Annotated in this window: 23 protein-coding genes; 15 read left to right on the top strand and 8 right to left on the bottom strand. The window is 64.1% G+C overall.

The features are described 5' to 3' along the window. Positions 1-2: 2 nt before the first annotated feature. Positions 3-398, bottom strand: a complete 396-nt coding sequence (locus NL528_RS10155) for a response regulator (protein ID WP_192738834.1) — start codon at positions 396-398, stop codon at positions 3-5. A 212-nt stretch (positions 399-610) separates the two neighbouring features. Here NL528_RS10155 and NL528_RS10150 point away from each other — a divergent pair, with 212 nt between their 5' ends. The 8 genes from NL528_RS10150 (at position 611) to arfB (ending at position 9,815) form a co-directional block, all read left to right on the top strand. Next, complete coding sequence (locus tag NL528_RS10150; protein WP_309182559.1) at positions 611-1,582, top strand: bifunctional riboflavin kinase/FAD synthetase; 972 nt, start codon at positions 611-613, stop codon at positions 1,580-1,582. A 194-nt stretch (positions 1,583-1,776) separates the two neighbouring features. Next, on the top strand, positions 1,777-4,785 hold the full coding sequence (gene ileS / locus NL528_RS10145) for an isoleucine--tRNA ligase (RefSeq protein ID WP_309182558.1): 3,009 nt from the start codon (positions 1,777-1,779) through the stop codon (positions 4,783-4,785). A gap of 63 nt (positions 4,786-4,848) precedes the next feature. Beyond that, the gene (locus NL528_RS10140) at positions 4,849-4,974 is read left to right on the top strand and encodes a hypothetical protein (RefSeq protein WP_309182557.1); all 126 of its coding nucleotides are present in this window, start codon (positions 4,849-4,851) and stop codon (positions 4,972-4,974) included. Next, positions 4,971-5,468, top strand: a complete 498-nt coding sequence (lspA, locus tag NL528_RS10135) for a signal peptidase II (protein ID WP_309182556.1) — start codon at positions 4,971-4,973, stop codon at positions 5,466-5,468. Before NL528_RS10140 ends, lspA begins: the two co-directional genes overlap by 4 nt. A gap of 104 nt (positions 5,469-5,572) precedes the next feature. Beyond that, complete coding sequence (locus NL528_RS10130; RefSeq protein ID WP_309182555.1) at positions 5,573-6,292, top strand: hypothetical protein; 720 nt, start codon at positions 5,573-5,575, stop codon at positions 6,290-6,292. A gap of 104 nt (positions 6,293-6,396) precedes the next feature. Beyond that, entirely contained in the window at positions 6,397-7,782 is a 1,386-nt protein-coding gene (locus NL528_RS10125) for a pitrilysin family protein (protein ID WP_309182554.1), read from the top strand. Then, on the top strand, positions 7,779-9,143 hold the full coding sequence (locus NL528_RS10120; RefSeq protein WP_309182553.1) for a pitrilysin family protein: 1,365 nt from the start codon (positions 7,779-7,781) through the stop codon (positions 9,141-9,143). The genes NL528_RS10125 and NL528_RS10120 overlap by 4 nt, the downstream gene beginning before the upstream one ends. Positions 9,144-9,395: 252 nt before the next feature. Continuing rightward, positions 9,396-9,815 carry an alternative ribosome rescue aminoacyl-tRNA hydrolase ArfB gene (arfB, locus tag NL528_RS10115; protein ID WP_309184847.1) on the top strand — a complete coding sequence of 140 codons (420 nt, stop codon included), beginning with the start codon at positions 9,396-9,398 and terminating at the stop codon, positions 9,813-9,815. A gap of 108 nt (positions 9,816-9,923) precedes the next feature. On the opposite strand, the gene NL528_RS10110 is transcribed toward arfB, so the two are convergent. Together NL528_RS10110 and NL528_RS10105 are read right to left on the bottom strand one after the other, a co-directional pair. Then, positions 9,924-10,229, bottom strand: coding sequence for a hypothetical protein (locus NL528_RS10110; RefSeq protein WP_309182552.1), 306 nt, complete (start codon positions 10,227-10,229; stop codon positions 9,924-9,926). A 221-nt stretch (positions 10,230-10,450) separates the two neighbouring features. Further along, the gene (locus NL528_RS10105) at positions 10,451-10,816 is read right to left on the bottom strand and encodes a hypothetical protein (RefSeq protein WP_309182551.1); all 366 of its coding nucleotides are present in this window, start codon (positions 10,814-10,816) and stop codon (positions 10,451-10,453) included. A 243-nt stretch (positions 10,817-11,059) separates the two neighbouring features. Here NL528_RS10105 and NL528_RS10100 point away from each other — a divergent pair, with 243 nt between their 5' ends. Genes NL528_RS10100 through NL528_RS10085 form a run of 4 tightly spaced genes read left to right on the top strand, consistent with a single transcriptional unit; the run spans position 11,060 to position 13,960 of the window. After that, complete coding sequence (locus NL528_RS10100) at positions 11,060-11,380, top strand: c-type cytochrome (protein WP_309184846.1); 321 nt, start codon at positions 11,060-11,062, stop codon at positions 11,378-11,380. Then, positions 11,381-11,776, top strand: a complete 396-nt coding sequence (locus NL528_RS10095; RefSeq protein WP_309182550.1) for a VOC family protein — start codon at positions 11,381-11,383, stop codon at positions 11,774-11,776. It begins immediately after the preceding gene. 33 nt (positions 11,777-11,809) lie between these two features. Then, positions 11,810-12,358 (top strand): gluconate 2-dehydrogenase subunit 3 family protein, encoded by a 549-nt coding sequence (locus NL528_RS10090; protein ID WP_309182549.1) that lies wholly within the window; start codon positions 11,810-11,812, stop codon positions 12,356-12,358. A gap of 33 nt (positions 12,359-12,391) precedes the next feature. Then, entirely contained in the window at positions 12,392-13,960 is a 1,569-nt protein-coding gene (locus NL528_RS10085) for a GMC family oxidoreductase (RefSeq protein ID WP_309182548.1), read from the top strand. 69 nt (positions 13,961-14,029) lie between these two features. Here NL528_RS10085 and NL528_RS10080 read toward each other — a convergent pair whose 3' ends face one another. Further along, a complete protein-coding gene (locus NL528_RS10080; RefSeq protein ID WP_309182547.1) occupies positions 14,030-14,347 on the bottom strand; it encodes a ribbon-helix-helix domain-containing protein in 318 nt (105 codons plus the stop codon). Positions 14,348-14,571: 224 nt separating this feature from the next. Here NL528_RS10080 and mutL point away from each other — a divergent pair, with 224 nt between their 5' ends. Continuing rightward, the gene (gene mutL, locus NL528_RS10075; RefSeq protein WP_309182546.1) at positions 14,572-16,383 is read left to right on the top strand and encodes a DNA mismatch repair endonuclease MutL; all 1,812 of its coding nucleotides are present in this window, start codon (positions 14,572-14,574) and stop codon (positions 16,381-16,383) included. 114 nt (positions 16,384-16,497) lie between these two features. Here the strand turns inward: mutL and rsmD are convergent, their stop codons facing one another. Together rsmD and NL528_RS10065 are read right to left on the bottom strand one after the other, a co-directional pair. Beyond that, complete coding sequence (gene rsmD, locus NL528_RS10070) at positions 16,498-17,055, bottom strand: 16S rRNA (guanine(966)-N(2))-methyltransferase RsmD (protein ID WP_309182545.1); 558 nt, start codon at positions 17,053-17,055, stop codon at positions 16,498-16,500. A 193-nt stretch (positions 17,056-17,248) separates the two neighbouring features. Next, complete coding sequence (locus tag NL528_RS10065; protein WP_309182544.1) at positions 17,249-19,369, bottom strand: pseudouridine synthase; 2,121 nt, start codon at positions 19,367-19,369, stop codon at positions 17,249-17,251. A gap of 153 nt (positions 19,370-19,522) precedes the next feature. Between NL528_RS10065 and NL528_RS10060 the strand changes: the two genes are divergently transcribed. After that, positions 19,523-19,981 (top strand): nucleoside deaminase, encoded by a 459-nt coding sequence (locus tag NL528_RS10060; RefSeq protein ID WP_309182543.1) that lies wholly within the window; start codon positions 19,523-19,525, stop codon positions 19,979-19,981. Positions 19,982-20,122: 141 nt separating this feature from the next. On the opposite strand, the gene NL528_RS10055 is transcribed toward NL528_RS10060, so the two are convergent. Next, the gene (locus NL528_RS10055; protein WP_309182542.1) at positions 20,123-21,028 is read right to left on the bottom strand and encodes an alpha/beta hydrolase; all 906 of its coding nucleotides are present in this window, start codon (positions 21,026-21,028) and stop codon (positions 20,123-20,125) included. Positions 21,029-21,151: 123 nt separating this feature from the next. Here NL528_RS10055 and NL528_RS10050 point away from each other — a divergent pair, with 123 nt between their 5' ends. Continuing rightward, on the top strand, positions 21,152-22,384 hold the full coding sequence (locus NL528_RS10050) for an acyl-CoA dehydrogenase family protein (RefSeq protein WP_309182541.1): 1,233 nt from the start codon (positions 21,152-21,154) through the stop codon (positions 22,382-22,384). A 777-nt stretch (positions 22,385-23,161) separates the two neighbouring features. On the opposite strand, the gene purD is transcribed toward NL528_RS10050, so the two are convergent. Further along, positions 23,162-24,445 carry a phosphoribosylamine--glycine ligase gene (purD, locus tag NL528_RS10045; protein WP_309182540.1) on the bottom strand — a complete coding sequence of 428 codons (1,284 nt, stop codon included), beginning with the start codon at positions 24,443-24,445 and terminating at the stop codon, positions 23,162-23,164. Between the last annotated feature and the right edge of the window lie 8 nt (positions 24,446-24,453).

Raw genomic sequence — 24,453 nt, 5'->3', positions numbered from 1 at the left:
CCTTACGCCGTCGCCATGTCCGGGAAGACCGCTTCGATCTTGGTCTTCAGGGTCGCCGCATTGAACGGCTTGACGATGTAATTGTTCACGCCGGCCTTCTTGGCGGCGATCACGTTCTCGGTCTTGGATTCCGCCGTGATCATGATGAACGGCGTGGTGGCCAGATTGGGGTCGGCACGGACTTCCTTGAGCAGGTCATAGCCCGTCATCGGCTCCATGTTCCAGTCGGAGATCACGAGCCCGTATTTCTTGCCGCGCATCTTGTTCAGCGCCTCGGATCCGTCCGAGGCATCGTCGATGTTTTCGAAGCCGAGCTGCTTCAGAAGATTCCGGATGATGCGGATCATGGTGTTGTAGTCATCGACCACCAGAACCGACATGGACAAATCAACCGCCATCTTCTCTCCCCTACTCGACGCTACGCTACAAACAATAAAGGGCTGCGCGACCCGCATTCCTGCCCCCACCTCTAGCAGCATGCGTTAAACAGCCCGTTAACCGGCCCGTGTCGGATTGTACCCGTTTTGATGCGATTCCAGCGGCTTGACTTCACCGGCGCCGCCACGTCACGGTCCGGCCGCATCGATCCAATTCCTGAAGAATCCCGGAAATGACGACTGGCTTTACCGTTATCCGCGACACCACCCCTGCGAACGCCATCCCCCGCGGCGCCGTGGTGGCGATGGGCAATTTCGACGGCGTCCATCTCGGCCACCGTGCCGTCATCGAGGCCGCCCTGCAGATGGGCCGCGCCCATGGCAAGCCGGCCTTTGCGGTGACCTTTGAGCCGCATCCCCGCAGCTTCTTCAGCCCCAACAGCCCGCAATTCCGCCTCACCGACGAGGCCAACAAGCTGCGGCTGCTGGCCGGAACGGGCCTCGCCGGCGCCGTGGTGATGACCTTCGACAAGACCCGCGCCGGGACCTCGGCGCAGGATTTCATTCACCATGACCTGATCGGACGGCTCGGCATATCCGGCATTGCGGTCGGCTATGACTTCCATTTCGGTAAAGGTAGGGTCGGCTCGCCCAGCCTTCTGGTCAGCGAGGCGCCGCGGCTCGGCATCGAGGTCGATGTCCAGGCCCATGTCGACATCGAGGAGCGGCCGGTTTCCTCCAGTGCCATCCGCATGGCGCTGGCCGAGGGGCAGATCGCGGACGCCACCGCCATGCTGGGCGGGCCATGGTTCGTCACCGGCGAGGTGATCCATGGCGAGAAGCGCGGCCGCGATCTCGGCTTTCGCACCGCCAATATCCGCCTCGACAAGAATTGCAGCCTCAAGCACGGCATCTATGCGGTGCGGGTCGGACGCGGTGCCGAGCGCCTCAATGGCGTGGCGAGCTTCGGCCGCCGCCCGACCTTCGACAATGGCGCGCCCTTGCTCGAAGTGTTCCTGTTCGACTTCGAGGGCGATCTCTATGGCGCAGTGCTCGACGTCGCCTTCATCGGCTTCATCCGCGACGAACTGAAGTTCGACAGCATCGATGCGCTGGTCCGGCAAATGGATGACGACAGCGCCAAAGCCCGCGTGGCCTTGGCCGCCGCGCCGGACGCGTTTCCCAGGCTCGGGGTGATCTCTTAAACCGCCGGCGCCCCGGGGCCTTGCGATTCCCCGGCTGGCTGCTATGGAAAGCGCCATGTTTGCGCGGCGCACCATAAGCATTAGCGGCCCGGCTTCCGCCTGAGCTTTCGGCTCTGCGCAAGACCGGGATTTTCCTCGTTCACCCGCGAATGAATCGCGTATCCCGCGCCTTTCCGAGCCAAATCAGAGCATTCATGTCCGACAAGCCGCAAAAATCCCAAGAATCCAACCCAACCGACTATTCCAAAACCCTGTTCCTGCCGCAGACCGAATTCCCGATGCGCGCCGGCCTGCCCAAGCGTGAGCCGGAAATCCTCAAATACTGGAACGAGATCGACCTCTACGGCCAGCTGCGCAAGGGCGCGGAGGGCCGGGCCAAATTCGTGCTGCATGACGGCCCGCCCTACGCCAACGGCAACATCCATATCGGGCATGCGCTGAACAAGATCCTGAAAGATGTCGTGACCAAGAGCCAGCAGATGCTGGGCTTCGATTCCAACTACGTGCCGGGCTGGGACTGCCATGGCCTGCCGATCGAATGGAAGATCGAGGAGGAGAATTACCGTTCCAAGGGCAAGCAGAAGCCCGACTTCCGCGACTCCGCGGCGATGGTGGCGTTCCGCAAGGAGTGCCGGGCCTATGCGGCGCACTGGATCAACGTGCAGCGCGAGGAGTTCAAGCGGCTCGGCATCATCGGCGACTGGGACCATCCCTACGCCACCATGAGCTATCCGGCTGAAGCGCAGATCGCGCGCGAGCTGATGAAGTTCGTCGCCAACGGCACGCTGTATCGCGGCTCCAAGCCCGTGATGTGGAGCGTGGTGGAGAAGACCGCGCTGGCCGAGGCCGAGGTCGAATACGAGGATTACACCTCGGATATGGTGTGGGTGAAATTTCCGGTGACGTCGCCGGCCCATGGCGCGCTCGCCAATGCCAGCGTCGTGATCTGGACCACCACACCCTGGACGCTGCCCGGCAACCGCGCCATCAGCTTCTCGCCGAAAATCGCCTACGGCCTCTTTGAGGTCACCGATGCGCCCGCGGACAATTGGGCCAAAAACGGCGACCTGCTGATCCTCGCAGATGCGCTGGCGGAAAGCGTGTTCAAGCAGGCGCGCGTCACGGCCTACAAGAAAGTGCGAGATTTGCCGGCCGATACGCTCGACGCGGTGGAATGCGCCCACCCGTTGAAAGGTTTTGGCGGCGGCTACGAATTCACCGTACCCTTGCTGGCCGGCGACCACGTCACCGACGACACCGGCACCGGCTTCGTGCACATCGCGCCCAGCCACGGCCGCGAGGACTTCGACGTCTGGACCGCGAATACCCGCGAGCTGGACGCACGCGGCGTCAACACCGCGATCCCCTACACTGTCGACGAGAACGGCGCCTTCACCGACCACGCCCCCGGCTTCACCGGCAAGCGCGTGATCAACGACAAGGGCGAAAAGGGCGACGCCAACGAGGCCGTCATCAAGGCCCTGGTCGAGGCCGGCAAGCTGCTCGCGCGCGGACGCCTGAAGCATCAATACCCGCATTCCTGGCGCTCCAAGAAGCCGGTAATCTTCCGCAACACGCCGCAATGGTTCATCGCGATGGACAAGGACATCGTGGATGACGGCAAGGCCAGGCCCGGCGACACGCTACGCGCACGCGCGCTGCACGCGATCTCGGTGACGCAATGGGTGCCGCCCGCGGGTCAGAACCGCATCAACGGCATGATCGCGGGCCGGCCGGACTGGGTGATCTCGCGCCAGCGCGCCTGGGGCGTGCCGATCGCGGTGTTCGTGCGCGAAAAGGGCGACGGCTCCGCCGAAATCCTGCAGGACGAAATCGTCAACCAGCGCATCGTCGAGGCGTTCGCAGAGGAAGGCGCCGACGCCTGGTACATGGACGGCGCGCGCGAGCGTTTCCTCGGATCCCGCGCGGGCGAGGACTGGAAGAAGGTCGACGACATCTGCGACGTCTGGTTCGATTCCGGCTCGACCCACGCCTTCGTGCTGGAAGACCGCCAAAATTTTCCACAACTCGGCCATATCGTCCGCAAGGTCGACGGCGGCCAGGATACCGTGATGTATCTGGAAGGAAGCGACCAGCATCGCGGCTGGTTTCATTCCTCGCTGCTGGAAAGCAGCGGCACCCGCGGCCGCGCGCCCTATGACATCGTGCTGACCCACGGCTTCACGCTCGACGAGAACGGCCGCAAGATGTCGAAATCGCTCGGCAACACCGTCGAGCCGCAAAAGGTGATGAAGGACTCCGGCGCCGATATCCTGCGGCTGTGGGTCTGCGCCACCGACTATGCCGACGACCAGCGCATCGGCCCGGAAATCCTCAAAAACACGATCGAGACCTACCGCAAGCTGCGCAACTCGATCCGCTGGATGCTCGGCACGCTGCATCATCTGAAACCGGGCGACGAGGTCGCCGGCGCGGAAATGCCCGAACTCGAACGGCTGATGCTGCACCGGTTGTGCGAAATCGATGCCGTCGTGCGGCAGGCCTACGAAAACTTCGATTACAAGACCGTGGTCGCGTCGCTGTCGAATTTCATGAACACCGATCTGTCGGCGTTCTACTTCGATATCCGCAAGGACGCGCTGTACTGCGACCCGCCGTCGTCGACGACGCGCAAGGCCGCGCTCACGACGGTCGATATTCTGTGCGACGCGATCCTGAAATGGCTGGCACCTATCATCAGCTTTACCGCCGACGAAGCCTGGCTGATGTATCGGCCCGGCGGCTGCGCTTCGGTGCACATGCTGCCGTTCCCGCATCATCTGGCCGGTTACCGCGACGATGCGTTGGCCGCGAAATGGGAGACCATTCGCGACGTGCGCCGCGTCGTCACCGGCGCGCTGGAGCTCGAGCGCGCCGCCAAGAACATCGGCTCGTCGCTGGAAGCCTCGCCGCTGGTCTACGTTTCCGACAAGAAGATCCTCGACACGCTTTTTGATATGGATCTGGCCGAAGTCTGCATCACCTCGAATGCGATGGTGACCAATGACGATGCGCCGGCGAGCGCGTTCCGGCTCAACGACGTTCCGGGCGTCGGCGTCGTGGTCGAAAAGGCTGTCGGCACCAAATGCGCGCGATCGTGGAAGATCCTGCCGACCGTGGGCGAGGACGCCGAATACCCCGACGTCTCGCCGCGGGATGCGCAGGCCTTGCGCGAATGGAAGGCGCTGGGAGTGGCTATCTAAACGCTATCGTCGTCCCGGCGAATGCCGGGACCCATAATCCCGGACGTTCGAGATAAATACGAGATGATGATCGACGGCCTTTCAAAACTGAACCGACACGGCGACGCGATGAGCGCAATTGCGCTCACGCTGGGGGTCCCGGCGTTCGCCGGGACGACACCGGATATTATCTCGGCGGTCACACGATGACCCCTCCCCTTCGCACCGGCGTCCTCGCGGCCATCGCCACCCTGATCGTCGACCAGGCCTCCAAGCTCTGGCTGCTCCACGCGTTCGATATCGCCCATCGCGGCGCGGTGAAGGTAACGCCGTTTTTCGACCTGGTGCTGGCCTTGAACCCCGGCATCAGCTTCGGCTGGTTCCAGAGCGAGAGCCCGGCGGCCCAGATCGGGCTGATGGCGGTCAAGGCGGCGGCGGTGATCGTTCTGGCGATCTGGATGGCGCGGTCGCGCACCCTCTTGGCAACGCTGGCGCTCGGCCTGATCATCGGCGGCGCCATCGGCAACGCCATCGACCGCTTTGCCTACGGCGCGGTGGTCGATTTCGCCCTTTTCCACGTCCAGATCGGAGAGAAAATCCTTAACTGGTACGTGTTTAACCTTGCGGATGTGGCCATTGTTGCCGGGGTGGCGGCCCTATTGTATGACTCCTTCCTGGGGGTACCCGCCGCAAAAGCGCCCTGATCCCGGCCGATACGGACCCTCAAAGCGGTATGTTGCTTGCAGGAGCGGAACGACGCCGTAAGCCCGGCGCGCCTCTTGCGGAAATCTTGAATGGGAACAGCGTGATGCGCGAGACCGAAGCCAGCTTCCGGATTGTGCAGAATTCGTCGAGGACGCTGCAGCGCGCCCTGCGTCTTGCCGTCATCGCCATGGGCGTCGGCCTTGTCATGACCGCGGGCGCCGCCAAGGCCGGCGACGACGACGAAGACGACAAGACCTTCGAGGAAAAGATCATCGAAGGCATCATGAAGGGCATCGGCGGCACCAACATGGAAAACCAGGGCATCGACTACCGCGAGCGCTCGCCGCTGGTGGTGCCCCCCAAGCTCGATCTGCCGCCGCCGGCTTCGACTTCGGCCGAGGTCAAGGCGCCGAACTGGCCCAAGGACCCCGATGAGCAGCGCCGCAAGGCCGCGATCGCGGCCCGCAAGAAAGCCAACAAGGATCCGGTCGAAGCGGCCCGTATCCTGACGCCAAGCGAATTGGCCAAGGGCAAGACCAGCGAAAGATCGTCAGGCGGCGATTCCGTCGACCAGCCCGGCGGCAATCCCGGCACCAACGCGATTCTCAGCCCCTCGCAGCTCGGCTATAACGGCGGCTTCAGCGGCCTGTTCGGCGGCAGCAAAACCGAGACCGCGCCGTTCAAGGGCGAGCCGACGCGGGAGTCGCTGACGCAGCCGCCGGCCGGCTACCAGACGCCGTCCCCGAACTACGCTTACGGGACCGGGCCGAAGGAATCGCTGAACAAGGAATACAATCCGTCCCAGGGCAAGTATGGCGAATAGTTAAGCTTGTCTCGCAGCTTCGTGACATTGCCGGGTTGCCGCGCGGTGTAGCATGCCGCCGTTTTATCCCGAACGCTTGGGTTCGGGCTTCCAGATAGGTCACGATGTCCTCGCACCGGTTCGCCGTTTCACTCTTTGCATTGATCTCGACGCTCGCTTTCTCCACCGGCAGCGTTCCCGCCCAGACCACGGTGACGTCGGAACGCCCCGCCAGCTTCACGCTCGGCAATGGCCTGCAAGTGGTGGTCATTCCCGACCATCGCACCCCGGTGGTCACGCAGATGATCTGGTACAAGGTCGGCTCCGCCGACGAGACCCCCGGAAAATCCGGACTGGCGCACTTCCTCGAACATCTGATGTTCAAGGGCACCAGCAAGCATCCCGCCGGTGAGTTCTCCCAGACCGTGCTTCGGGTCGGCGGCAACGAGAACGCCTTCACCTCAACCGACTACACCGGCTATTTCCAGCGCGTGCCGCGCGAGCAGCTCGGCACCATGATGGAATTCGAGGCCGACCGCATGACCGGCCTCATCCTCAAGGATGAAAACGTGCTGCCGGAGCGCGACGTCGTGCTCGAGGAATTCAACATGCGGGTCGCCAACAACCCGGATGCGCGGCTGACCGAACAGATCATGGCGGCGCTGTATCTCAATCACCCCTATGGCCGCCCCGTGATCGGCTGGCACCAGGAAATCGAGAAACTCGACCGCGAGGATGCGCTGGCGTTCTACAAGCGCTTCTATGCGCCGAACAACGCGATCTTGGTGATCGCCGGCGACGTCGACGCCAAGGACATCCGTCCGATGGTGGAAAAGAATTTTGGCGAAATTCCCGCGCAGCCGGCCATTCCCGCGCAGCGCGTCCGTCCGCAGGAACCGGTACCGGCGGCGCCCCGCACCGTGACGCTGTCCGATCCGCGCGTCGAACAGACCGGCTTGCGGCGCTATTACCTCGTTCCCTCTTCCGCCACGGCTGCCGCCGGCGAAGGGCCGGCGCTTGACGTGCTCGCGCAATTGATGGGCGGCGGCGCCAATTCGTACCTTTACCGCGCGCTGGTGATCGACAATCCGCTCGCGATCAGCGCCGGCGCCGGCTACCAGGGCACCGCGCTCGACCCGACGCAGTTCTCGATCTCGGTTTCGCCGAAGCCCGGCGTCGAGTTTTCGCGAATCGAGCAGGTGATCGACAAGGTGATATCGGACGTGGGGCAAAACACCGCCCGCGCCGAGGACCTGGAGCGGGTCAAGACCCAGCTGATCGCCGAGGCGATCTACGCCCAGGACAATCAGGCGACGCTGGCGCGCTGGTATGGCGGCGCGCTCACCACCGGGTTGAGCATCGACGACATCAGAAGCTGGCCGGATCGGATTCGCGCCGTCACCGCCGAACAGGTGCGCGACGCCGCGAAAAAATGGCTCGAGAAAAATCGTTCGGTGACCGGCTATCTGATCAAGGATCCGACGCCGAAACGCGAGGAGAAGCGCTCGTGAATTATTTCCTCACACGGCGCGCCGCCCTGATCGGCGGCGCCTGCCTCGCATTCACGGCGCTTTCAGCCGCGCCCTCGCAGGCCGCGGCCAAGATCCAGCGCCTGGTTTCCCCCGGCGGGATCGAGGCCTGGTTCGTGCAGGACGCGACCGTGCCCTTGATCGCGATGGAATATGCCTTCGGCGGCGGCGCCACCCAGGACCCAGCCGGCAAGCCCGGCGTCGGCAACATGGTCGCCGACCTGCTCGATGAAGGGTCCGGGGATCTCGATTCCAAGACCTTCCACGAGCGCCTCGACCGCCGCGCGATCGAATTGAGCTTCTCGTCGACGCGCGACTATTTCCGCGGCTCATTGCGGATGCTGAAGGACAACAAGGACGAAGCGTTCGACCTGTTGCGGATGTCGCTGACATCGGCGCATTTCGACCCGACCGATGTCGAACGGATTCGCGCCCAGGTAACCTCGGGGCTGCGGCGCGACTCGACCAACCCGACCGCGCTCGCCAGCCGCAAATTCCTCGAAGTCGCCTTCGGCGATCATCCCTACGGCCGGCAGGCAACCGGCACGCTGGACAGCGTGCCGAAGATCGATGTCGCCGACATGAAGGATTATGTCAGCCGCGTGCTGGCCAAGGATACGCTGCGGGTCGCCGTGGTCGGCGACGTCGACGCCGACACGCTCGGCAAGCTGCTCGACAAGACCTTCGGCACGTTGCCGGCCAAGGCCAATCTTGCAGCGATTGCCGATGTCGTGGCCACCAAGCCGCCACAGCGCGCCTTCATTCCGCTCGACGTGCCGCAGACCGTGGTGACGTTCGGCGGTCCCGGCATCAACCGCCACGATCCGGATTTCATGGCCGGCTATGTCGTCAACCACATCCTCGGCGGCGGCGGCCTGTCGTCGCGGCTGTACAAGGAAGTCCGCGAGAAGCGCGGACTGGCCTATTCGGTCTATGAATCGCTGCTCTGGATGGACCACTCCGCGCTGTTCATCGGCAACACCGGCACCCGTGCCGACCGCGCCGGCGAAACCGTCGACGCCATCGAGAAGGAAATCCGCCGCATCGCCGAGGAAGGCCCGACCCAGAAAGAGCTGGATGAGGCAAAATCCTATTTGAAGGGCTCGCAGATGCTGGCGCTCGATACCTCGTCGAAGCTGGCGCAGGCCCTGCTGCAATACCAGCTCGACAAGCTGCCGATCGATTACATCGAAAAGCGCAACGCCATTGTCGATGCGGTGACGCTGGATGACGCCAGGAAGGCCGCGCAGCGGCTCTGGGGCCACGGCCTGCTCACCGTGATCGTCGGCCGCGCCCCGCAGGCGGCCGCGCAACCGGCAGCGGCGGCACCGGCCGCGAACTAGCGCCAGACTCCCCGGACGCGGTGCAGCGCCTCTTTGGCGGTGCGCCGCAGAGCCGGGACCCACGCTCCCTTTCCCACGATGGACCCCGGATCGGCCGCGCACCACGCCGCAAGCCAAAGCGCGTCGAAGACGCGCGTGAACGCGCTGATGGCGTTGCGCAGCATCCGGGGAACGTATCCCTCATCCTTCAGTGATGCAGGCAAAGCAGCTATGGTGCAGTGGACGATTCCCACTGTGCTTCCGGTGAACGCCATGCTGCGGGTTGCCCGCGACCTTACGATCGACGAGAACGACATCGAGATCGGCTTCGTCCGCGCTTCCGGACCGGGCGGGCAGAACGTCAACAAGCTCTCGACCGCAGCCCAATTGCGTTTCGACACGCGCAAGATCACGCTCCCCGAGGACGCTACGGCGCGGCTCAACCGGCTCGCCGGCCAGCGCATGACCAAGGACGGCGTGATCGTGATCCACGCCCAGCGCTTCCGTACCCAGGAACGTAACCGCGCCGACGCCGTCGACCGTCTGCTCGAGCTGCTGCGCGAGGCCATGGTGAGGCCGACACCGCGGCGGGCCACCAAGCCGACCTTCGGATCGAAGCAGCGCCGTCTCGAAGGCAAAAAACGCCGCAGCGACGTCAAGTCGAAGCGCGGTTCGGCGCGATTCGACGATTGATAGAAATCCGACGGGCGGACAGGCCTTCACCGTGGCGGAAAAACTCCGGCCGACGCGCGACCGGAGTTTCTCGTTTTCGAAAGCGAACCCGTCGAAGGGCGCGGCGCTCTAGTTGCGCTTGATTCCGGTCGCGGGATCGGTGGCTGCACCACCAGTCCCCCTGACCGCTCCGCTACCGGCGCCTACGGTACCTTTCGCACCGGTCTTTGCGTTGACGCCGGCCTTTTCTCCGGCAGCGCCCGCCTGCGCATCGAATTCCTCGTCACCGCTGCCGGACGCTCCGCCCTGCATGTTGGTCTTGCCCTGCGCGCCGCCGCGGATACGGGTGTCGGATGACGCACCTTGCGCCAGCACGGGGCCGGCGAGCATGGCCGAGATGGCAAGCGCGACTGCTGAGGCTTTCACTAACTTCATTCACTTCTCCCAGTTTGAGGGGATGAACAGTCCGGCAATTCGCTCCACCGCTCGCCTGGACCTGACCTGCTCATCGCCCCGAATAGCGTGTCGCGAGCGGCGCGTTCGCGATGCAAGCCGCGCCGTGTGGTCATCGTTTAGAGATTTCGGGGTCATTTCGCGAAACCTTGGCCACGGACCAACCCAATATGCGGCAGTCCGCCGCCCTGTCTCGACGCCGTTCACAAAAACTCCGCGAAAATGCCCTTTGACACATCCAATCCGATGGCGGCCGGCCAACTACGGAGGATCGCGCCACCAAGGCAAGCCTCGGATCGACGCTCGGATCGACGCTGGACCGCATCGTCGATATCGGCCACCCGGCAATTGCGCGCGGCATAGCGCCGGACGTCGGGCTGCGCCGCCGCAATCAGCGACAACAGGGCTTTTTCGTCCCGCACCGCGCGGCGTCGATCAGCCCTGGGGGGCAGCGTCCGGTTGGCGCCAGTGCCGTCATGACGAGGAATGCTTTCGGCCGACCATGGCGCACATCGGGCAGAACCCGACAAAATAGAGCCGCCCGGACGCCGTTTCGGTTCGCGGGTCATCAGATTTTTTGCAGAACGGCCATCCCGGCGAGTTCGGGAACCGGTTTGGCCAAAGAGGGTTGGCCGAAGTCATGACCGCTTTTGTTCTGCGGTGAAACAGCCCGCTACTACCACCGCTTGTTTGCGGCGACCTAAAGTCTGCGCACGCCAACGGTGATGCACATGACAAGGCTGCGCGCGATACGGGCGATCGGGCCGGGATTCTGCGGCGCGTTGCTCGCCGTGCAGACCGCCGGCGCGCAAATGCCGCTGCCGGCGGCCAAGCCGCCCGATGGGGCGACGCTGTTCAAGCAGCAATGCGCAACCTGCCACACCACGAACCCCTCCGACCCCATCAGGCAAGGTCCGTCGCTATTCAAGATCGTCGGCAGGCCGGCAGGCAAGATGGACGGCTTTCACTACTCCGCCGGCTTCGCAAAGGCCGACTTCATCTGGGATGAGGCCAGGCTCGACGCCTGGCTGACCAATCCGCAGCAGATGATTCCCGGTGCCGTCATGGCCTATCGCCAGGCGAAGCCCGAGACCCGCGCCGCCGTCATCGCCTATCTCAAGGAGCTGAACTGAATGGCAAAACCCGTTCACTCGATGATCCGCGTGCTCGACGAGGCGAAATCGCTGGATTTCTACGCGCGCGCCTTCGGGCTCAAAGTCGCCGACCACCTCAAGTTTCCGGATTTCGCATTGATCTATCTGCGACATCCTTCCTCGCCCTTCGAGGTCGAACTCACTGTCAATTTCGATCGCAAGGAAAGCTATTCGCTGGGCGACGGCTACGGCCACCTTGCCGTCGTCGTCGATGACATCGACGCCGAACACGCCAGATTCGAGCAGGAAAAGCTGTCGCCCGGACCGCTGCGCGACTTCAAGCATGACGGCAAGACGCTGGCGCGCTTCTTTTTCGTCGCCGACCCCGACGGTTACAAGATCGAAGTGATCCAGCGCGGCGGCCGCTTTGGTTAATTGAAATCAACAAGCATTCAACGGAGGACACCCATGAGAGAAGTCGATCGTCGAAGCAAATATAATCGCCGCGTCTTTCTCCAAGGCGCAGCCACGACAGTGCCGGCAGTTGCTATCGCAACAAGCGCGGGCCTGGGGATCACCGACGCCTGGGCGGACGATGCGACCGCGCTCACGCCGGCGACGCTGAAGACGCTGTTGAAGATGGCGCGCGATATCTATCCGCACGACTTCCTCGGCGACAGCTACTACATCACCGCGGTCAAGCCGTGGGACGGCAAGGCGGCGAAAGATCCCGCGGTGAAGTCGTTGATCAACGACGGCGTGGCGCGGCTCGATCAGGAGGCCAACGACCGTCACAAGGTTCCCTATACCGGGGTGCAATGGGAAGCCGATCGCGTGGCGCTGCTGCAGCGCATCGAGCAGACCGCCTTCTTCCAGCAGATCCGCGGCGACCTCGTCGTCTCCCTCTACAACCAGAAAGAGGTTTGGCCGAAGTTCGGTTACGAGGGCTCGTCGGCCGAACATGGCGGCTACATCAATCGCGGCTTCGCCGATATCGACTGGCTGCCGAAGGCTTGAACCCCGCGCAACTGATGGTGAGGAGGAAAAAAAATGGCAAAATTCGATCTGAATGACAGCGGCGTGGTCGTGATCGTGGGCTCGGGCGCGGGCGGCGGTACGTTGGGCAATGAGCTCGCGCAAAAGGGCGTCAAGGTCGTGATCCTTGAAGCCGGCGCGCGCATCGAGAACCAGGACTTCGTCAACGACGAATGGGAGAGTTTTAGCCAGCTCGCCTGGTCCGACATGCGCACCACATCGGGGAGCTGGCGCGTGGCCAAGGACTTCCCCAACGTTCCGGCCTGGATCGTCAAGGCGGTCGGCGGCTCGACCACCCATTGGGCTGGCGCGTCGCTGCGCTTCGACGAACACGAATTCAAGATCAAGACGACCTATGGCGGCATGCCCGGCGCCAATCTGCTGGACTGGCCGATCACGCTCGCCGAAATGGAGCCGTGGTACGCCAAGGCCGAAGACAAGATGGGCGTCACCCGCACCAACGGCATTCCCGGCCTGCCCGGCAACAATAATTTCAAGGTGATGGAAGCCGGCGCCAGGAAGCTCGGTTACAAGCAAGTCCATACCGGCCGCATGGCGATCAACAGCGAACCGCGCGACGGCCGCGGGTCCTGCCAGCAGATCGGCTTCTGCTTCCAGGGTTGCAAATCCGGTGCGAAATGGTCGACGCTCTACACCGAAATTCCCAAGGGCGAAGCCACCGGGAATCTCGAAGTGCGCCCCAACAGCATGGCGATCAAGATCGAGCATGATGCGTCCGGCAAGGTGACCGGTGTGGTTTATGCCGACGGGTCCGGCGCCATGCAGCGCCAGAAGGCGCGCGTGGTGGCGGTTGCCGGCAACTCGATCGAGAGCCCGCGCCTGTTGCTCAACAGCGCTTCGACCCTGTTCCCGGACGGCCTTGCCAATTCCTCCGGTCAGGTCGGCCGCAACTACATGCGGCACATGACCGGCAGCGTGTATGCCGTGTTCGAAAAATCGGTCCATATGTATCGCGGCACCACCATGGCCGGCATCATCAGCGATGAGGCGACGAACGACCCCAAACGCGGCTTTGTCGGCGGCTATGAGATGGAGACGCTGTCGCTCGGCCTACCCTTCATGGCCGCGTTCCTCAATCCGGGCGCGTGGGGACGATCGTTCTCGAGCGCGATGGAAGCCTATCCGCGGATGGCGGGCATGTGGCTGGTCGGCGAGGACATGCCGCAGGAAACCAACCGCATCACGCTCGACCCGAAGGCGAAGGACAAGTTCGGCATGCCGGTCGCGAGCGTGCATTTCGACGACCACCCCAACGACCTCGCGATGCGCGATCACGCCTACAAGCACGGCTCCGCCGTCTACGAGGCCGTCGGCGCCACCGTGACCTATCCGACGCCGCCCTATCCCAGCACCCACAACATGGGCACCAACCGGATGAGCGAGAAACCGAAGGACGGCGTGGTGAACAAGTTCGGCCAGACCCACGACGTCAAGAACCTGTTCGTGTCTGACGGCAGCCAGTTCACCAGCGGTGCCGCCTGCAACCCGACGCTGACGATCGTGTCACTCGCGATCCGCCAGGCGGACCACATCGCCGGCGCGATGCAGCGCAAGGAGATCTAGGTTCGCTCAAACCAAAGCGGCTCTGTCCGGAACGGGACAGGGCCGCTTCCTTTTGGACGTGAGCAAATTCTATTCGGCGGCGTCGAGAATGGCCGCTTCATTGCGGTGAAATTCCGGGACGGCGACGGCGTTTTTGGAGCGATAGATCAGGCATGAGCAGCGCAGCAGCGACGCGAAATTATTGACCTCGCCATGGTGGTCGAGGACTTCGTTGTGCAGCGTGGTGAGGAATTTTGCGAGGCTCATGCCCTCCTTCGCGGCGATTTCCTCCAGCGTGTCCCAGAACGACATTTCCAGCCGGATCGAGGTGCAATGGCCGCCGATCCGCAGCGATCGGGTCTGCGATTCATAGTCCCGCTGAGGCTGGTGCGCGAACAGATGGCACATGGCGTTCCTCCCGTCGGATTATAATTTTTCTAAACGATATACCCGTGCCCGCGACCTCACAATCCCGGGCAGGGAGCACCTTAAATCAATGTCGAACATCAGCATCTTCAAGGCGATAGTTCGCCTTCATCCCCAGCGGGGAACGAATTCCGCCTGCCGCCCATGCATTTGCCGTCATACCCGCCTAGAATACGCACCACGCCTCGAATCGTGACCGAGACCCCATGCCCGTCCGCCAGCTCCCCGAACAGGTCGTCAACCGCATCGCCGCCGGCGAGGTGGTCGAACGTCCTGCGAGCGTGGTCAAGGAACTGGTTGAAAACGCCATCGACGCCGGCGCCAGCCGGATCGACATTTTCACCGATGGCGGCGGCCGGCGGCGGATCGGCATCACCGATGACGGCGGCGGCATGACCCATGCCGATCTGGCGCTGGCGGTCGATCGCCACGCCACCTCCAAACTCGATGACGAGGATCTGTTGCGGATCCGCACGCTCGGGTTCCGCGGCGAGGCCCTGCCCTCGATCGGCGCCGTCGCCAAACTCGGCATCACCACGCGCCACGCCAGTGAACCCCATGCCTGGTCGCTGTCGGTCGAAGGCGGCGCGAAATCGCAGATCATGCCGGCAGCCCTTGGCCAGGGCACCCGCGTCGAAGTCAGCGATCTCTTTTATGCGACGCCGGCGCGGCTGAAATTCCTCAAGACCGACCGCACCGAGGCCGAAGCGATCCGCGAAGTAGTGCGGCGCCTCGCCATGGCGCGGCCCGACATCGCCTTCACGCTGGCCGGCGAGGAGCGCGCGCCGGTGACCTGGGCCGCCGCCCTGCCCGGCGCCGCGGGCCGGCTGACGCGGCTCGGCGATATCCTGGGAAGTGACTTTCGTTCCAGCGCAATCGAAGTGCGCAGCGAGCGCGAAGGCGTCGTGGTCGAAGGCTTTGCCGCCGCGCCCTCGCTCACGCGCGCCAACGCGCTCGGCCAGTATCTGTTCGTCAACGGCCGCCCGGTGCGCGACAAGCTCATTCTCGGCGCGGTGCGCGCGGCCTATTCCGATTACCTGCCGCGCGACCGCCATCCCGTGGTGGCGCTGTTCGTGACGCTGCCGCCGCAGGAAGTCGATGCCAATGTGCATCCGGCCAAGACCGAGGTCCGGTTCCGCAACGCCGGGCTGGTGCGCGCGCTGATCGTGCACGCGCTGAAGGACGGGCTTGCTCGCGAAGGCAGGCGCACCGCTGCCAATACCGATGGTGCTGCGATCTCCGCGTTCCGTCCGTCGCTGACGCCACGCCCGGCCAATTGGGACTGGCAGCGCTCGCCGGCCTATCCGGTGAGGCCGATGCCTGGTTTCGACGCCTCGGCGGCAACCGCCTTTGCCGAGCCGGGCCAGGCCGCATTCGACGTCGGCACGCCGACCGCCGATGTTCGCTTCCAGGAGCAACCCGCCGCCGACCTGCTCGACCGCCCGCTGGGTGCGGCGCGAACGCAGATCCACGAGACCTACATCGTGTCGCAGACCCGCGACGGCTTGATCGTGGTGGACCAGCACGCCGCCCATGAGCGCATCGTCTATGAGCGGCTGAAGGCATCGCTTTCGAAGAACGGCGTGCAGCGGCAGATCCTGCTGATACCGGAGATCGTCGAGCTCGACGAGGCGACGGTGGAGAAGCTGCTGGACCGGGCCGAGGAACTCTGCTCCTTCGGGCTCGCGATCGAATCCTTCGGCCCTGGTGCTGTCGCAGTGCGCGAGACGCCGTCGCTGCTCGGCAAGGCCAATGCGAGCGGCCTGCTGCGCGACCTCGCCGAGCATATGGCGGAATGGGACGAGGCGCTGCCGCTGGAGCGCCGGCTGATGCATGTCGCCGCCACCATGGCCTGCCACGGCTCGGTGCGCGCCGGCCGCCGCCTCAAGCCGGAAGAGATGAACGCGCTGCTCCGCGAAATGGAAGACACGCCGAATTCCGGCCAGTGCAACCACGGCCGTCCGACCTATGTGGAACTGAAGCTGTCGGATATCGAGAAATTGTTCGGGCGAAGGTGATGACCTCCGCTGTCATCGTCCGGCTTGACCGGACGATCCAGTACGCCGCGGCGGTCGAGATAACATCGAGCTCTCTGGAATACTGGATGCCCCGCCTTCGCGGGGCATGACGAGTTAGGGTTGGCTTTTCAAAAACACGAACTCCGTATCGTCATAGGCCCGCCGCTCCAGCTCCTCGAAACCCTGGGGCGCGGCGAATGCCGCCGCCTTCGCTTCCTCGACCACGAGCAGCGCGCCCGGCGTCAGCCAGCCGCCATCGCGCAGCGAGATCAGCGCCTTGTCTGCCAGGCCCTTGGCGTAGGGCGGGTCCAAGAACACCAGCGAGAACGGCTCGACCGGATGCGCCGGGCCGAGATCGGTGGCATCGCGGCGATAGACTTTTGTGACGCCGCCCAAGCCCAGCGCCTCGACATTGTTGCGCAACAGCGCTCTCGCCTCGGCGCCATTGTCGACGAACAACGTGAATTTGGCGCCGCGCGACACCGCCTCGATGCCGAGCGCGCCGGTGCCGGCGAACAGGTCGAGCACGCGCGCGTCCTCGATCGGGTTGTCATAGGCGTGGATCAGAATATTGAAGACCGACTCGCGCAAGCGGTCCGCGGTCGGCCGGATATCGCGCGAGGATGGCGACGCGAGATTACGGCCCTTCAATCGTCCACCGACGACGCGCATTAACGTGCACTCGACGGTTCGGGGCGGGAGGTGCGCCCCCTCTCCCATAGGGAGAGGGTTGGGGTGAGGGGGTACGGTCTATCGATAGATCGTAACCCCTCACCCGGATTGCTTCGCAATCCGACCTCTCCCGATGGGAGAGGTGAAACTGAACTCGCTGCAAGCTCCGATCGCAAGCGCATCGAAAACGGCTCTACTCGTCCCGCGGCTTCAAATCGCGCTTGCCGTGATAGCCGCGCTGGGGGCGGCGCGGCGGGCCGTAGCCATTGGCCTCTTCCTCGTTGCGGGCACGGGCTTCGTCGCTGCCGGTGCGTTGTACCAGCACGCGGCGGCCCTTGCGGTCGGCGATCAGCGCGCTCTTGCCCAAAGGCTTGAACGGTTTTTTGCCGCGCGGGGCCGCATCATCGGCGGGCTCGTCATTGGCCTGGCCGGGCATCGGCCGGTTGAAATCGGCGCCCGCAAGGGCTGCGATCTTTTCGCCGAGCTGCTCGCGCAGCACCCGGGTCTTGACCTCCTCGACCTGGCCCTCGGCAAGTTCGCCGAGTTGGAACGGGCCGTAAGACACCCGGATCAGCCGGTTCACCTCGAGGCCGAGATGCGCCATCACGTTGCGGACTTCGCGGTTCTTGCCTTCGCGGATCGCAAACACCAGCCAGACATTGGCGCCCTGGTCGCGCTCCAGGGTCGCATCGATCGAGCCATATTTGACGCCATCGACCTCGACGCCCTTCTTCAACTCGTCGAGCTGCGCCTGGGTGACCTCGCCATGAGCGCGGACGCGATAGCGCCGCAGCCAGCCGGTGTCGGGCAGTTCGAGCGCACGCGCCAGCCCGCCGTCGTTGGTCAGCAGCAGCAGGCCCTCGGTGTTGAAATCGAGCCGGCCGATCGAGATCAGCCGCGGCAGGCCTTCCGGCAGATTGTCGAACACCGTCGGCCGCCCTTCCGGATCGGCGTGCGTGGTCATCAGGCCGCGCGGCTTGTGAAACATCCACAGCCGCGTGCGCTCGCGCGGCGGCAACGGCTTGCCGTCGACGGTGATGACGTCGTTGGCGGTAACGTCGAGCGCCGGCGAATTGATGACGCGGCCGTTGACGGTGACGCGGCCCTGCGTGATCCATTCCTCGGCGTCACGGCGCGAGGCCAGGCCAGCGCGCGAGACCACTTTTGCGATGCGCTCGCCGGATTTCTTTTCCTTCGGCGGCCGCGGCCCGCGCTTTTCGAATTCAGTCGTGCGCTCGCGATAGGCGCCACGGCCGCCGAACGCCGGACGTTTTGCAAAAATCCTGCTGTCGTCCTCGTTCTCGCGGCGCGGCCGATCCTCACCGGCCTCGCTGCGCGGATGTTCCTGCCAGTCGGTGCGGCCTTCCGGGCGCTGACGCGGGCGGTCGAATTTGGGACGGTCCTCGCGGGGACGGTCCTCGCGGGGACGGTCGAATTTCGGACGCTCACGAAACGGGCGGTCTCCGGACGGGCGATCGTCGCGCGGCTTGTCGTAGCGAGGTTTGTCAAAACGCGGCTTGTCGAAATTCCGCGCACCGTCACGCGGCGGGCGGGAATCGCGTTCGCCACGATCATCGCGCTTTTGCCACGGCTTGGAATCGCCGCGATCTCCCGCGTCGCGATTCCGGCCACCGTCCGGGCGGCTGCCAAAATCCTTGCGCGGACCACGGTCCGGCGCGCCACGGGAGAATTTCTTGTCGCCGCCAAACTTGCGGTCGGGGCGATCGCCATCACGCGAGGGCCGCGGGCTGTACGGGCGATCGCCGCGCGGCCGGTCGCCGTCCTTGCGAAAACCTTCGCCGCGCGGGGTATAGGGCCGCTTTTCGCCATCGCGGTCGCGCGGCGTGTAAGGCTTTTTATCGCCGAATTTCCGGTCGGATGATCGCGCGGCCGGACGGGCATCGTCGCGATCCCGGCGCGGCGCGCGGTCGTCGCGATTGAAGTTCGGACGATCGCCGCGCGGCGTGTACGGGCGCTTGTCGCCGCCACGGTCTTCGCGCGGCCGAAATTCCTTGCGCGGCCCACGATCGGGACGATCGCCGGCGGGACGGTCGTCGCGATTGAAGCGCGGCGGCCGCGGCGCGTCGCCATAATCGCGGCGCGGCGGACGATCGTCGCGATTGCCGGCGTAAGGCTTGCCGCCGCCGGCATAAGGCTTCTTGCCGAAGGATTTGGCGCCGTCGCTTTTGCCGGCAAAGCCGCGCTTGGCGAATTTCTTCTCCGGTCCGCGCGCGGCGCCGGAACGGCCCTTGCCGCCGGACGGGCGGTCACGCCGGCCGCGGGAATCGTTGTTTTTATCATCATCGCGGGGCATGAATGGTCTCTCGTAAACGAATGAAATGGCGATCAGGCTGACGTGGATGGGCTGTCATAGCGATAACGCGCGCGCACTTGGCTCAAGGCGCATTCTCACGCAAAACCGGTATCCACTTTTGCTGAAGGCGCACCTCATAGCAGGTTTCTTCCGATGATACGAGGCATGACCGCCCCTTCTTTCATGGATTTGGCCCTGAAAACCGCCGAAAACACCGGAAAAGCGGGTGAAGTTCCGATCGGATGCGTGATTGTCAGGGGTTACGACGTCATCGCCACCGCCGGCAACCGGACCCTGACCGACCGCGATCCGACCGCCCATGCCGAGATTCTGGCAATCCGGCAGGCGGCCGAGGCCATCGGCACCGAGCGGCTGGTCGATTGCGACCTCTATGTCACGCTGGAGCCGTGCACGATGTGCGCGGCCGCGATCTCGTTCGCGCGGATCCGGCGGCTGTATTACGGGGCGGCCGATCCCAAGGGCGGCGCGGTCGATTCCGGCGTGCGGTTCTTTGCCTCCCCCACCTGTCATCATGTCCCCGAGGTCTACTCCGCGGTCGGCGAGACCGAGGCGGCGTCGCTGCTCAAGGAGTTTTTCAAGGTGAGAAGGTAGGCCGCGCTTTTCAGCCGTCATTGCGAGCCACCGGGTCGCGCGAACGCGCGCCCGATGACAGGCTCCGCGAAGCAATCCATCTCGCGGCATACCGCATAGATGGATTGCTTCGTCGCTTCGCTCCTCGCAATGACGGGAAAATTACGCCGCCGTAAAAAACTCCCTCAACAATTTCGCCGTCACCTCCGGATTCTCCTCCGTCAGAAAATGTCCGGAATCCACCGGCGCGCCCGAAACGTTGGTCGCCCAGTTCTTCCAGGTGTCGAGCGGCGTGGCGGCGGCGCTGGCGACGCCGGCGTCGCCCCACAGGGCCAGCATCGGGATCGTGATTTTTTTGCCGGCGTCGTGATCGGCCTTATCGATCTCGTAATCGGCATAGGCGCCGGCGCGATAATCCTCGCACATCGCATGCAGGCGGGAGGGATCGCGGAACGGCGCCAGATAATGTTCCAGCGCGCGCGGATCGATTGCAGCAAGCGTTTTCGACTTGGTCTGGCTCGCCATCTTCTGCTTGAGGAAGAAATCCGGATTGCCTGATATCAGGGTCTCCGGCAGCGGATAGGGCTGCGCCAGAAAGGTCCAGTGATAGATCTTCAGCGCGTAGAGCCGGTTCATGCGCTCCCAGTAATTATAGGTCGGCAGGATATCGAGCACCGCCAGCTTCGACAGACGCCCGGGGTGATCGAGCGCCAGCCGGTACGAGACGCGCCCACCGCGGTCGTGGCCGGCGAGCGCGAAATGGACGTGGCCGAGTTGCTCCATCGCCTCGACCATCGTCTTCGCCATCGCGCGCTTGGTGTAGGGCAAATGCTCCTTGTCGCTGTCGGGCATGTCCGACCAACCATAACCCGGCAGGTCCGCGATGATCAGCGTGAATTTGTCAGCGAGCTGCGGCGCGACGCGGTGCCATTGCACATGGGTTTGGGAAAATCCGTGCAGCAGCATCAGCGGCGGTCCCTTGCCGCCGACGCGCGCGAAGATGCGCCCCGCTGAGGTGTTGATCCATTCGGAGCCAAAGCCAGGAAACAAATCTGCGAGATCGGGCATTGCGTTGGTACTCCCTGGCCGGCACGCCGTTGCTTCAAACTTTGTTTGCCGTTGCCGCTGGCATGTCGCGGGTTTATGCCATTGCCAGGCCCAACCAACAACAAACCGAAACGAGGAAATGCCATGTCGATCGATTTCGAGATTCCGGCCGAAGCCAAGGCGATCCGCGAAAAGGTCCGCAAATGGGTGCATGACGAATGCATCCCCGCGGAAAAGGAACTCGATACCAAGCCGCTCGCCGAGGTACTGGGTCCGCTGCGGAAGAAGGCTCGCGCACAGGGCCTGTGGTGCCCGTGGGTGCCGAAGGAATATGGCGGCATGGGCCTCGGCCCGCTGGCCAACGCGCTGGTGCAGATGGAGCTCGGCGAGAGCATGCTCGGCGCGCTGTCGATGAACACGCAGGGCCCCGATGACGCCTCGATGATGACGATCCTGGCCCATGGCACGGAATATCAGAAGGAGAAATTCCTAAAACCCCTGCTCAACGGCGACAAACGGATCTGTTTCTCGATGACCGAGAAGGCCGCCGGCGCCGACGCCACGGGCATGCAGACCACAGCTGTGAAGGACGGCAACGAGAATTACGTTCTCAACGGCGAGAAATGGTTCTCCTCGTCCGCCAGCGTCGCCGACATGGCGCTGGTGATGGCCAAGACCGATCCGAACGCGCCGCGGCACAAGCAATATTCGACCTTCCTCGTCGAACTGCCGAACCCCGGCTACAAGATCAAGCGCAATGTCGCGAACATGGCGCTCGAGGGACCGCATGACGACGTGATCCATGGCGGCCACTCCGAGATCGAGATCAGGGATCTGAAGGTGCCGGCCGACAATCTCGTCGGCGGCGAAGGCAACGGTTTTGCCATGGGCCAGCACCGCCTCGCCTATGGCCGGTTGCGCCATGGCATGCACAACGTCGCCAAGGCCCAGCGCGCGCTCGACATGGCGGCCGCGCATGTGACCAAGCGCTCGACCTTCGGCACGCTGCTCGCCGACCGCCAGGCGGTGCAGTTCATGCTCGCCGACTGCGCCAGCGAGCTCTATATCGGCCGGCTGATGCTGCTGCATATCGCCTACAAGGCGGAAAAGGGCATGGACATAAGACAGGAGAATTCGATCGCAAAGATCTTCCATGCGCACATGGTGCACAAGGTGATCGACACCGCGATCCAGCTCCACGGCGCGCTCGGCTTCAGCCAGGATACGCCGCTCGCCAAATGGTACACCCAGGTCCGCGCGCAACGGCTGGTCGACGGTCCCGACGAAGTGCACAAATGGCGGATCGGCAAGAACGTCATCAAGGCGTTCCGCGAGCACGGCACCACGGCGAGCGCAGCCGGTGGAGATTTGCTGTAACGTCATTGCGAGCCACCGGGTCGCGCGAATGCGCGCCCGATGACAGGCTCCGCGAAGCAATCCATAGCGGTCCAAGCCGAGGAATGGATTGCTTCGTCGCTGCGCTCCTCGCAATGACGACGCTCCAAACATGCCTTCGCGATCTCGCCGCATGATTTGCGCGAGGTTTTCCTGAAACGTCCCGCCCTCGGAACTCAGAGGGCGCAGGAAATGCCGGATGCACGCTGCACCCGCGGTCTCGTGTGCAAACATGCACAAAAAAACGCACACGAGCATACAGGTTCAGCGGAGGCAATCCGGCATTCCCTGCGCAATGGCTTTACGGCTTATAACGCGCTCTCCCCGGTGAACGGGCTTTCTTGCCACCGTCGCCATGCGGATCGCTCCACACAACTTGACGCCAGCGTCGGGGCGTCAGGACCACACGACTTCGCCGTACGTTTCAGCGCCGCTCGTCAAAGGCACATCCGCGTCCACCGCATCCCACCGCACGTACGTGACGATCGCGAGCCGCCCCTCTTGTCGGGTGAGACGGGCGGAGAAACACCACTGATTTGCCCGACGGCACAAGCGGAGAATTTTCTTGGCGCGGGCTTGACAGGTTTTGGGTGATTTGCCCGTCGGGCAGTTTGGCGAACGGTGGCGAGGCCATTGCGAGCCAACGGGTCGCGCGAACGCGCGCCCGATGACAGGCTCCGCGAAGCAATCCATAGCAGTCCACGCCGAGGAATGGATTGCTTCGTCGCTACGCTCCTCGCAATGACGGCGGAGGTAGTGTCAGCCCTTCGCGCGCTCCTGCTCCACCGCCTGCCAGGCGATGTCGCGGCGGCAGAAACCGTCCGGCCATTGGATGCGGTCGACCGCCTGATAGGCGCGTTGCTGCGCCTCGCTCACCGTCCTGCCGGAGGCGCAGACGTTCAGCACGCGGCCGCCATTGGCGAGAATGGCGCCGTCCTTTGCCACCGTGCCGGCGTGGAAGATTTCGACACCCTCGATTTTAGCCGCGTCATCGAGCCCCTCGATGCGCGTGCCCTTGGCGTAGTCGCCGGGATAGCCTTTGGCCGCCATCACCACCGTCAGCGCCGGATCGGGAAACCAGCGGAGGTCAAAGTTCTTCAACTGGCCGTCGCAGGAGGCGAGGAACGCCGGCACGATGTCCGACATCATCCGCAGCATCAAGACCTGGCATTCGGGATCGCCGAAGCGGACGTTGTATTCGAACAGTTTGGGTCCCTGCGCCGTCAGCATTACGCCGGCATAGAGTATGCCGCGGAACGGCGTGCCGCGCGTCTTCATGCCGGCGACCGTCGGCAGGATGATCCGCGCCATGATCTGGTCGTGGATCTCGGGCGTCACGAACGGGGTCGGCGAGTAGGCGCCCATGCCGCCGGTATTCGGTCCCTGATCGTGATCGAACACCCGCTTGTGGTCCTGCGCTGTGGCCAGCGCGATCGCGGTCTCGCCGTCGCACAGCGCAAAGAAGCTGATCTCGCAGCCCGATAAAAATTCCTCGATCACGACCTCGGCGCCGGCCGAGCCGAATCCGCCTTCGAACATCATCGCGATGGCGGCTTCGGCCTCGGCCAGGGTTTGTGCGACGACAACGCCCTTGCCGGCGGCGAGGCCGTCGGCCTTGACCACGATCGGCGCGCCCTGCGCGCGCACATAGGCCAGCGCGTCGGCAGAGTTACCGAAACGCCGGTAGGCGCCGGTCGGAATGTTGAATTCGCTGCAGAAGTCTTTGGTGAATCCCTTGGAGCCTTCGAGCTGGGCGGCGAGTTTGCTCGGTCCGAACGCCTTGATCCCGGCGCTCGTGAGGTCGTCGACGATCCCGGCTGCGAGCGGCGTCTCCGGACCGACCACGACCAGATCCACCGCGTTGCGTTTGCAGAAATCGATCACTTCAGGATGATCGGCGACATCGAGCGCGATGCATTCGGCTTCCCGGGCGATCCCGGCATTGCCCGGCGCGCACCATAGTTTCGTCAGCAGCGGAGACGCCGCGATCTTCCACGCCAAAGCGTGTTCGCGGCCGCCGGAACCGAGCAGAAGGATGTTCATGACAAGAG

Origin of the sequence: Bradyrhizobium sp. Ash2021 (assembly GCF_031202265.1) — a bacterium.
In the GTDB taxonomy this organism is placed as follows: domain Bacteria; phylum Pseudomonadota; class Alphaproteobacteria; order Rhizobiales; family Xanthobacteraceae; genus Bradyrhizobium.
The sequence above is the reverse complement of the archived record's forward strand: the minus strand, read 5'-3'. Positions and strand labels throughout refer to the sequence as shown.

Coding starts and splice junctions, on each gene's coding strand:
- NL528_RS10155 (WP_192738834.1), bottom strand. CDS start 398: ATGGCGGTTGATTTGTCCATGTCGGTTCTGGTGGTCGATGACTACAAC.
- NL528_RS10150 (WP_309182559.1), top strand. CDS start 611: ATGACGACTGGCTTTACCGTTATCCGCGACACCACCCCTGCGAACGCC.
- ileS (WP_309182558.1), top strand. CDS start 1,777: ATGTCCGACAAGCCGCAAAAATCCCAAGAATCCAACCCAACCGACTAT.
- NL528_RS10140 (WP_309182557.1), top strand. CDS start 4,849: ATGATGATCGACGGCCTTTCAAAACTGAACCGACACGGCGACGCGATG.
- lspA (WP_309182556.1), top strand. CDS start 4,971: ATGACCCCTCCCCTTCGCACCGGCGTCCTCGCGGCCATCGCCACCCTG.
- NL528_RS10130 (WP_309182555.1), top strand. CDS start 5,573: ATGCGCGAGACCGAAGCCAGCTTCCGGATTGTGCAGAATTCGTCGAGG.
- NL528_RS10125 (WP_309182554.1), top strand. CDS start 6,397: ATGTCCTCGCACCGGTTCGCCGTTTCACTCTTTGCATTGATCTCGACG.
- arfB (WP_309184847.1), top strand. CDS start 9,396: ATGCTGCGGGTTGCCCGCGACCTTACGATCGACGAGAACGACATCGAG.
- NL528_RS10110 (WP_309182552.1), bottom strand. CDS start 10,229: ATGAAGTTAGTGAAAGCCTCAGCAGTCGCGCTTGCCATCTCGGCCATG.
- NL528_RS10105 (WP_309182551.1), bottom strand. CDS start 10,816: ATGACCCGCGAACCGAAACGGCGTCCGGGCGGCTCTATTTTGTCGGGT.
- NL528_RS10100 (WP_309184846.1), top strand. CDS start 11,060: ATGCCGCTGCCGGCGGCCAAGCCGCCCGATGGGGCGACGCTGTTCAAG.
- NL528_RS10095 (WP_309182550.1), top strand. CDS start 11,381: ATGGCAAAACCCGTTCACTCGATGATCCGCGTGCTCGACGAGGCGAAA.
- NL528_RS10090 (WP_309182549.1), top strand. CDS start 11,810: ATGAGAGAAGTCGATCGTCGAAGCAAATATAATCGCCGCGTCTTTCTC.
- NL528_RS10085 (WP_309182548.1), top strand. CDS start 12,392: ATGGCAAAATTCGATCTGAATGACAGCGGCGTGGTCGTGATCGTGGGC.
- NL528_RS10080 (WP_309182547.1), bottom strand. CDS start 14,347: ATGTGCCATCTGTTCGCGCACCAGCCTCAGCGGGACTATGAATCGCAG.
- mutL (WP_309182546.1), top strand. CDS start 14,572: ATGCCCGTCCGCCAGCTCCCCGAACAGGTCGTCAACCGCATCGCCGCC.
- rsmD (WP_309182545.1), bottom strand. CDS start 17,055: ATGCGCGTCGTCGGTGGACGATTGAAGGGCCGTAATCTCGCGTCGCCA.
- NL528_RS10065 (WP_309182544.1), bottom strand. CDS start 19,369: ATGCCCCGCGATGATGATAAAAACAACGATTCCCGCGGCCGGCGTGAC.
- NL528_RS10060 (WP_309182543.1), top strand. CDS start 19,523: ATGATACGAGGCATGACCGCCCCTTCTTTCATGGATTTGGCCCTGAAA.
- NL528_RS10055 (WP_309182542.1), bottom strand. CDS start 21,028: ATGCCCGATCTCGCAGATTTGTTTCCTGGCTTTGGCTCCGAATGGATC.
- NL528_RS10050 (WP_309182541.1), top strand. CDS start 21,152: ATGTCGATCGATTTCGAGATTCCGGCCGAAGCCAAGGCGATCCGCGAA.
- purD (WP_309182540.1), bottom strand. CDS start 24,445: ATGAACATCCTTCTGCTCGGTTCCGGCGGCCGCGAACACGCTTTGGCG.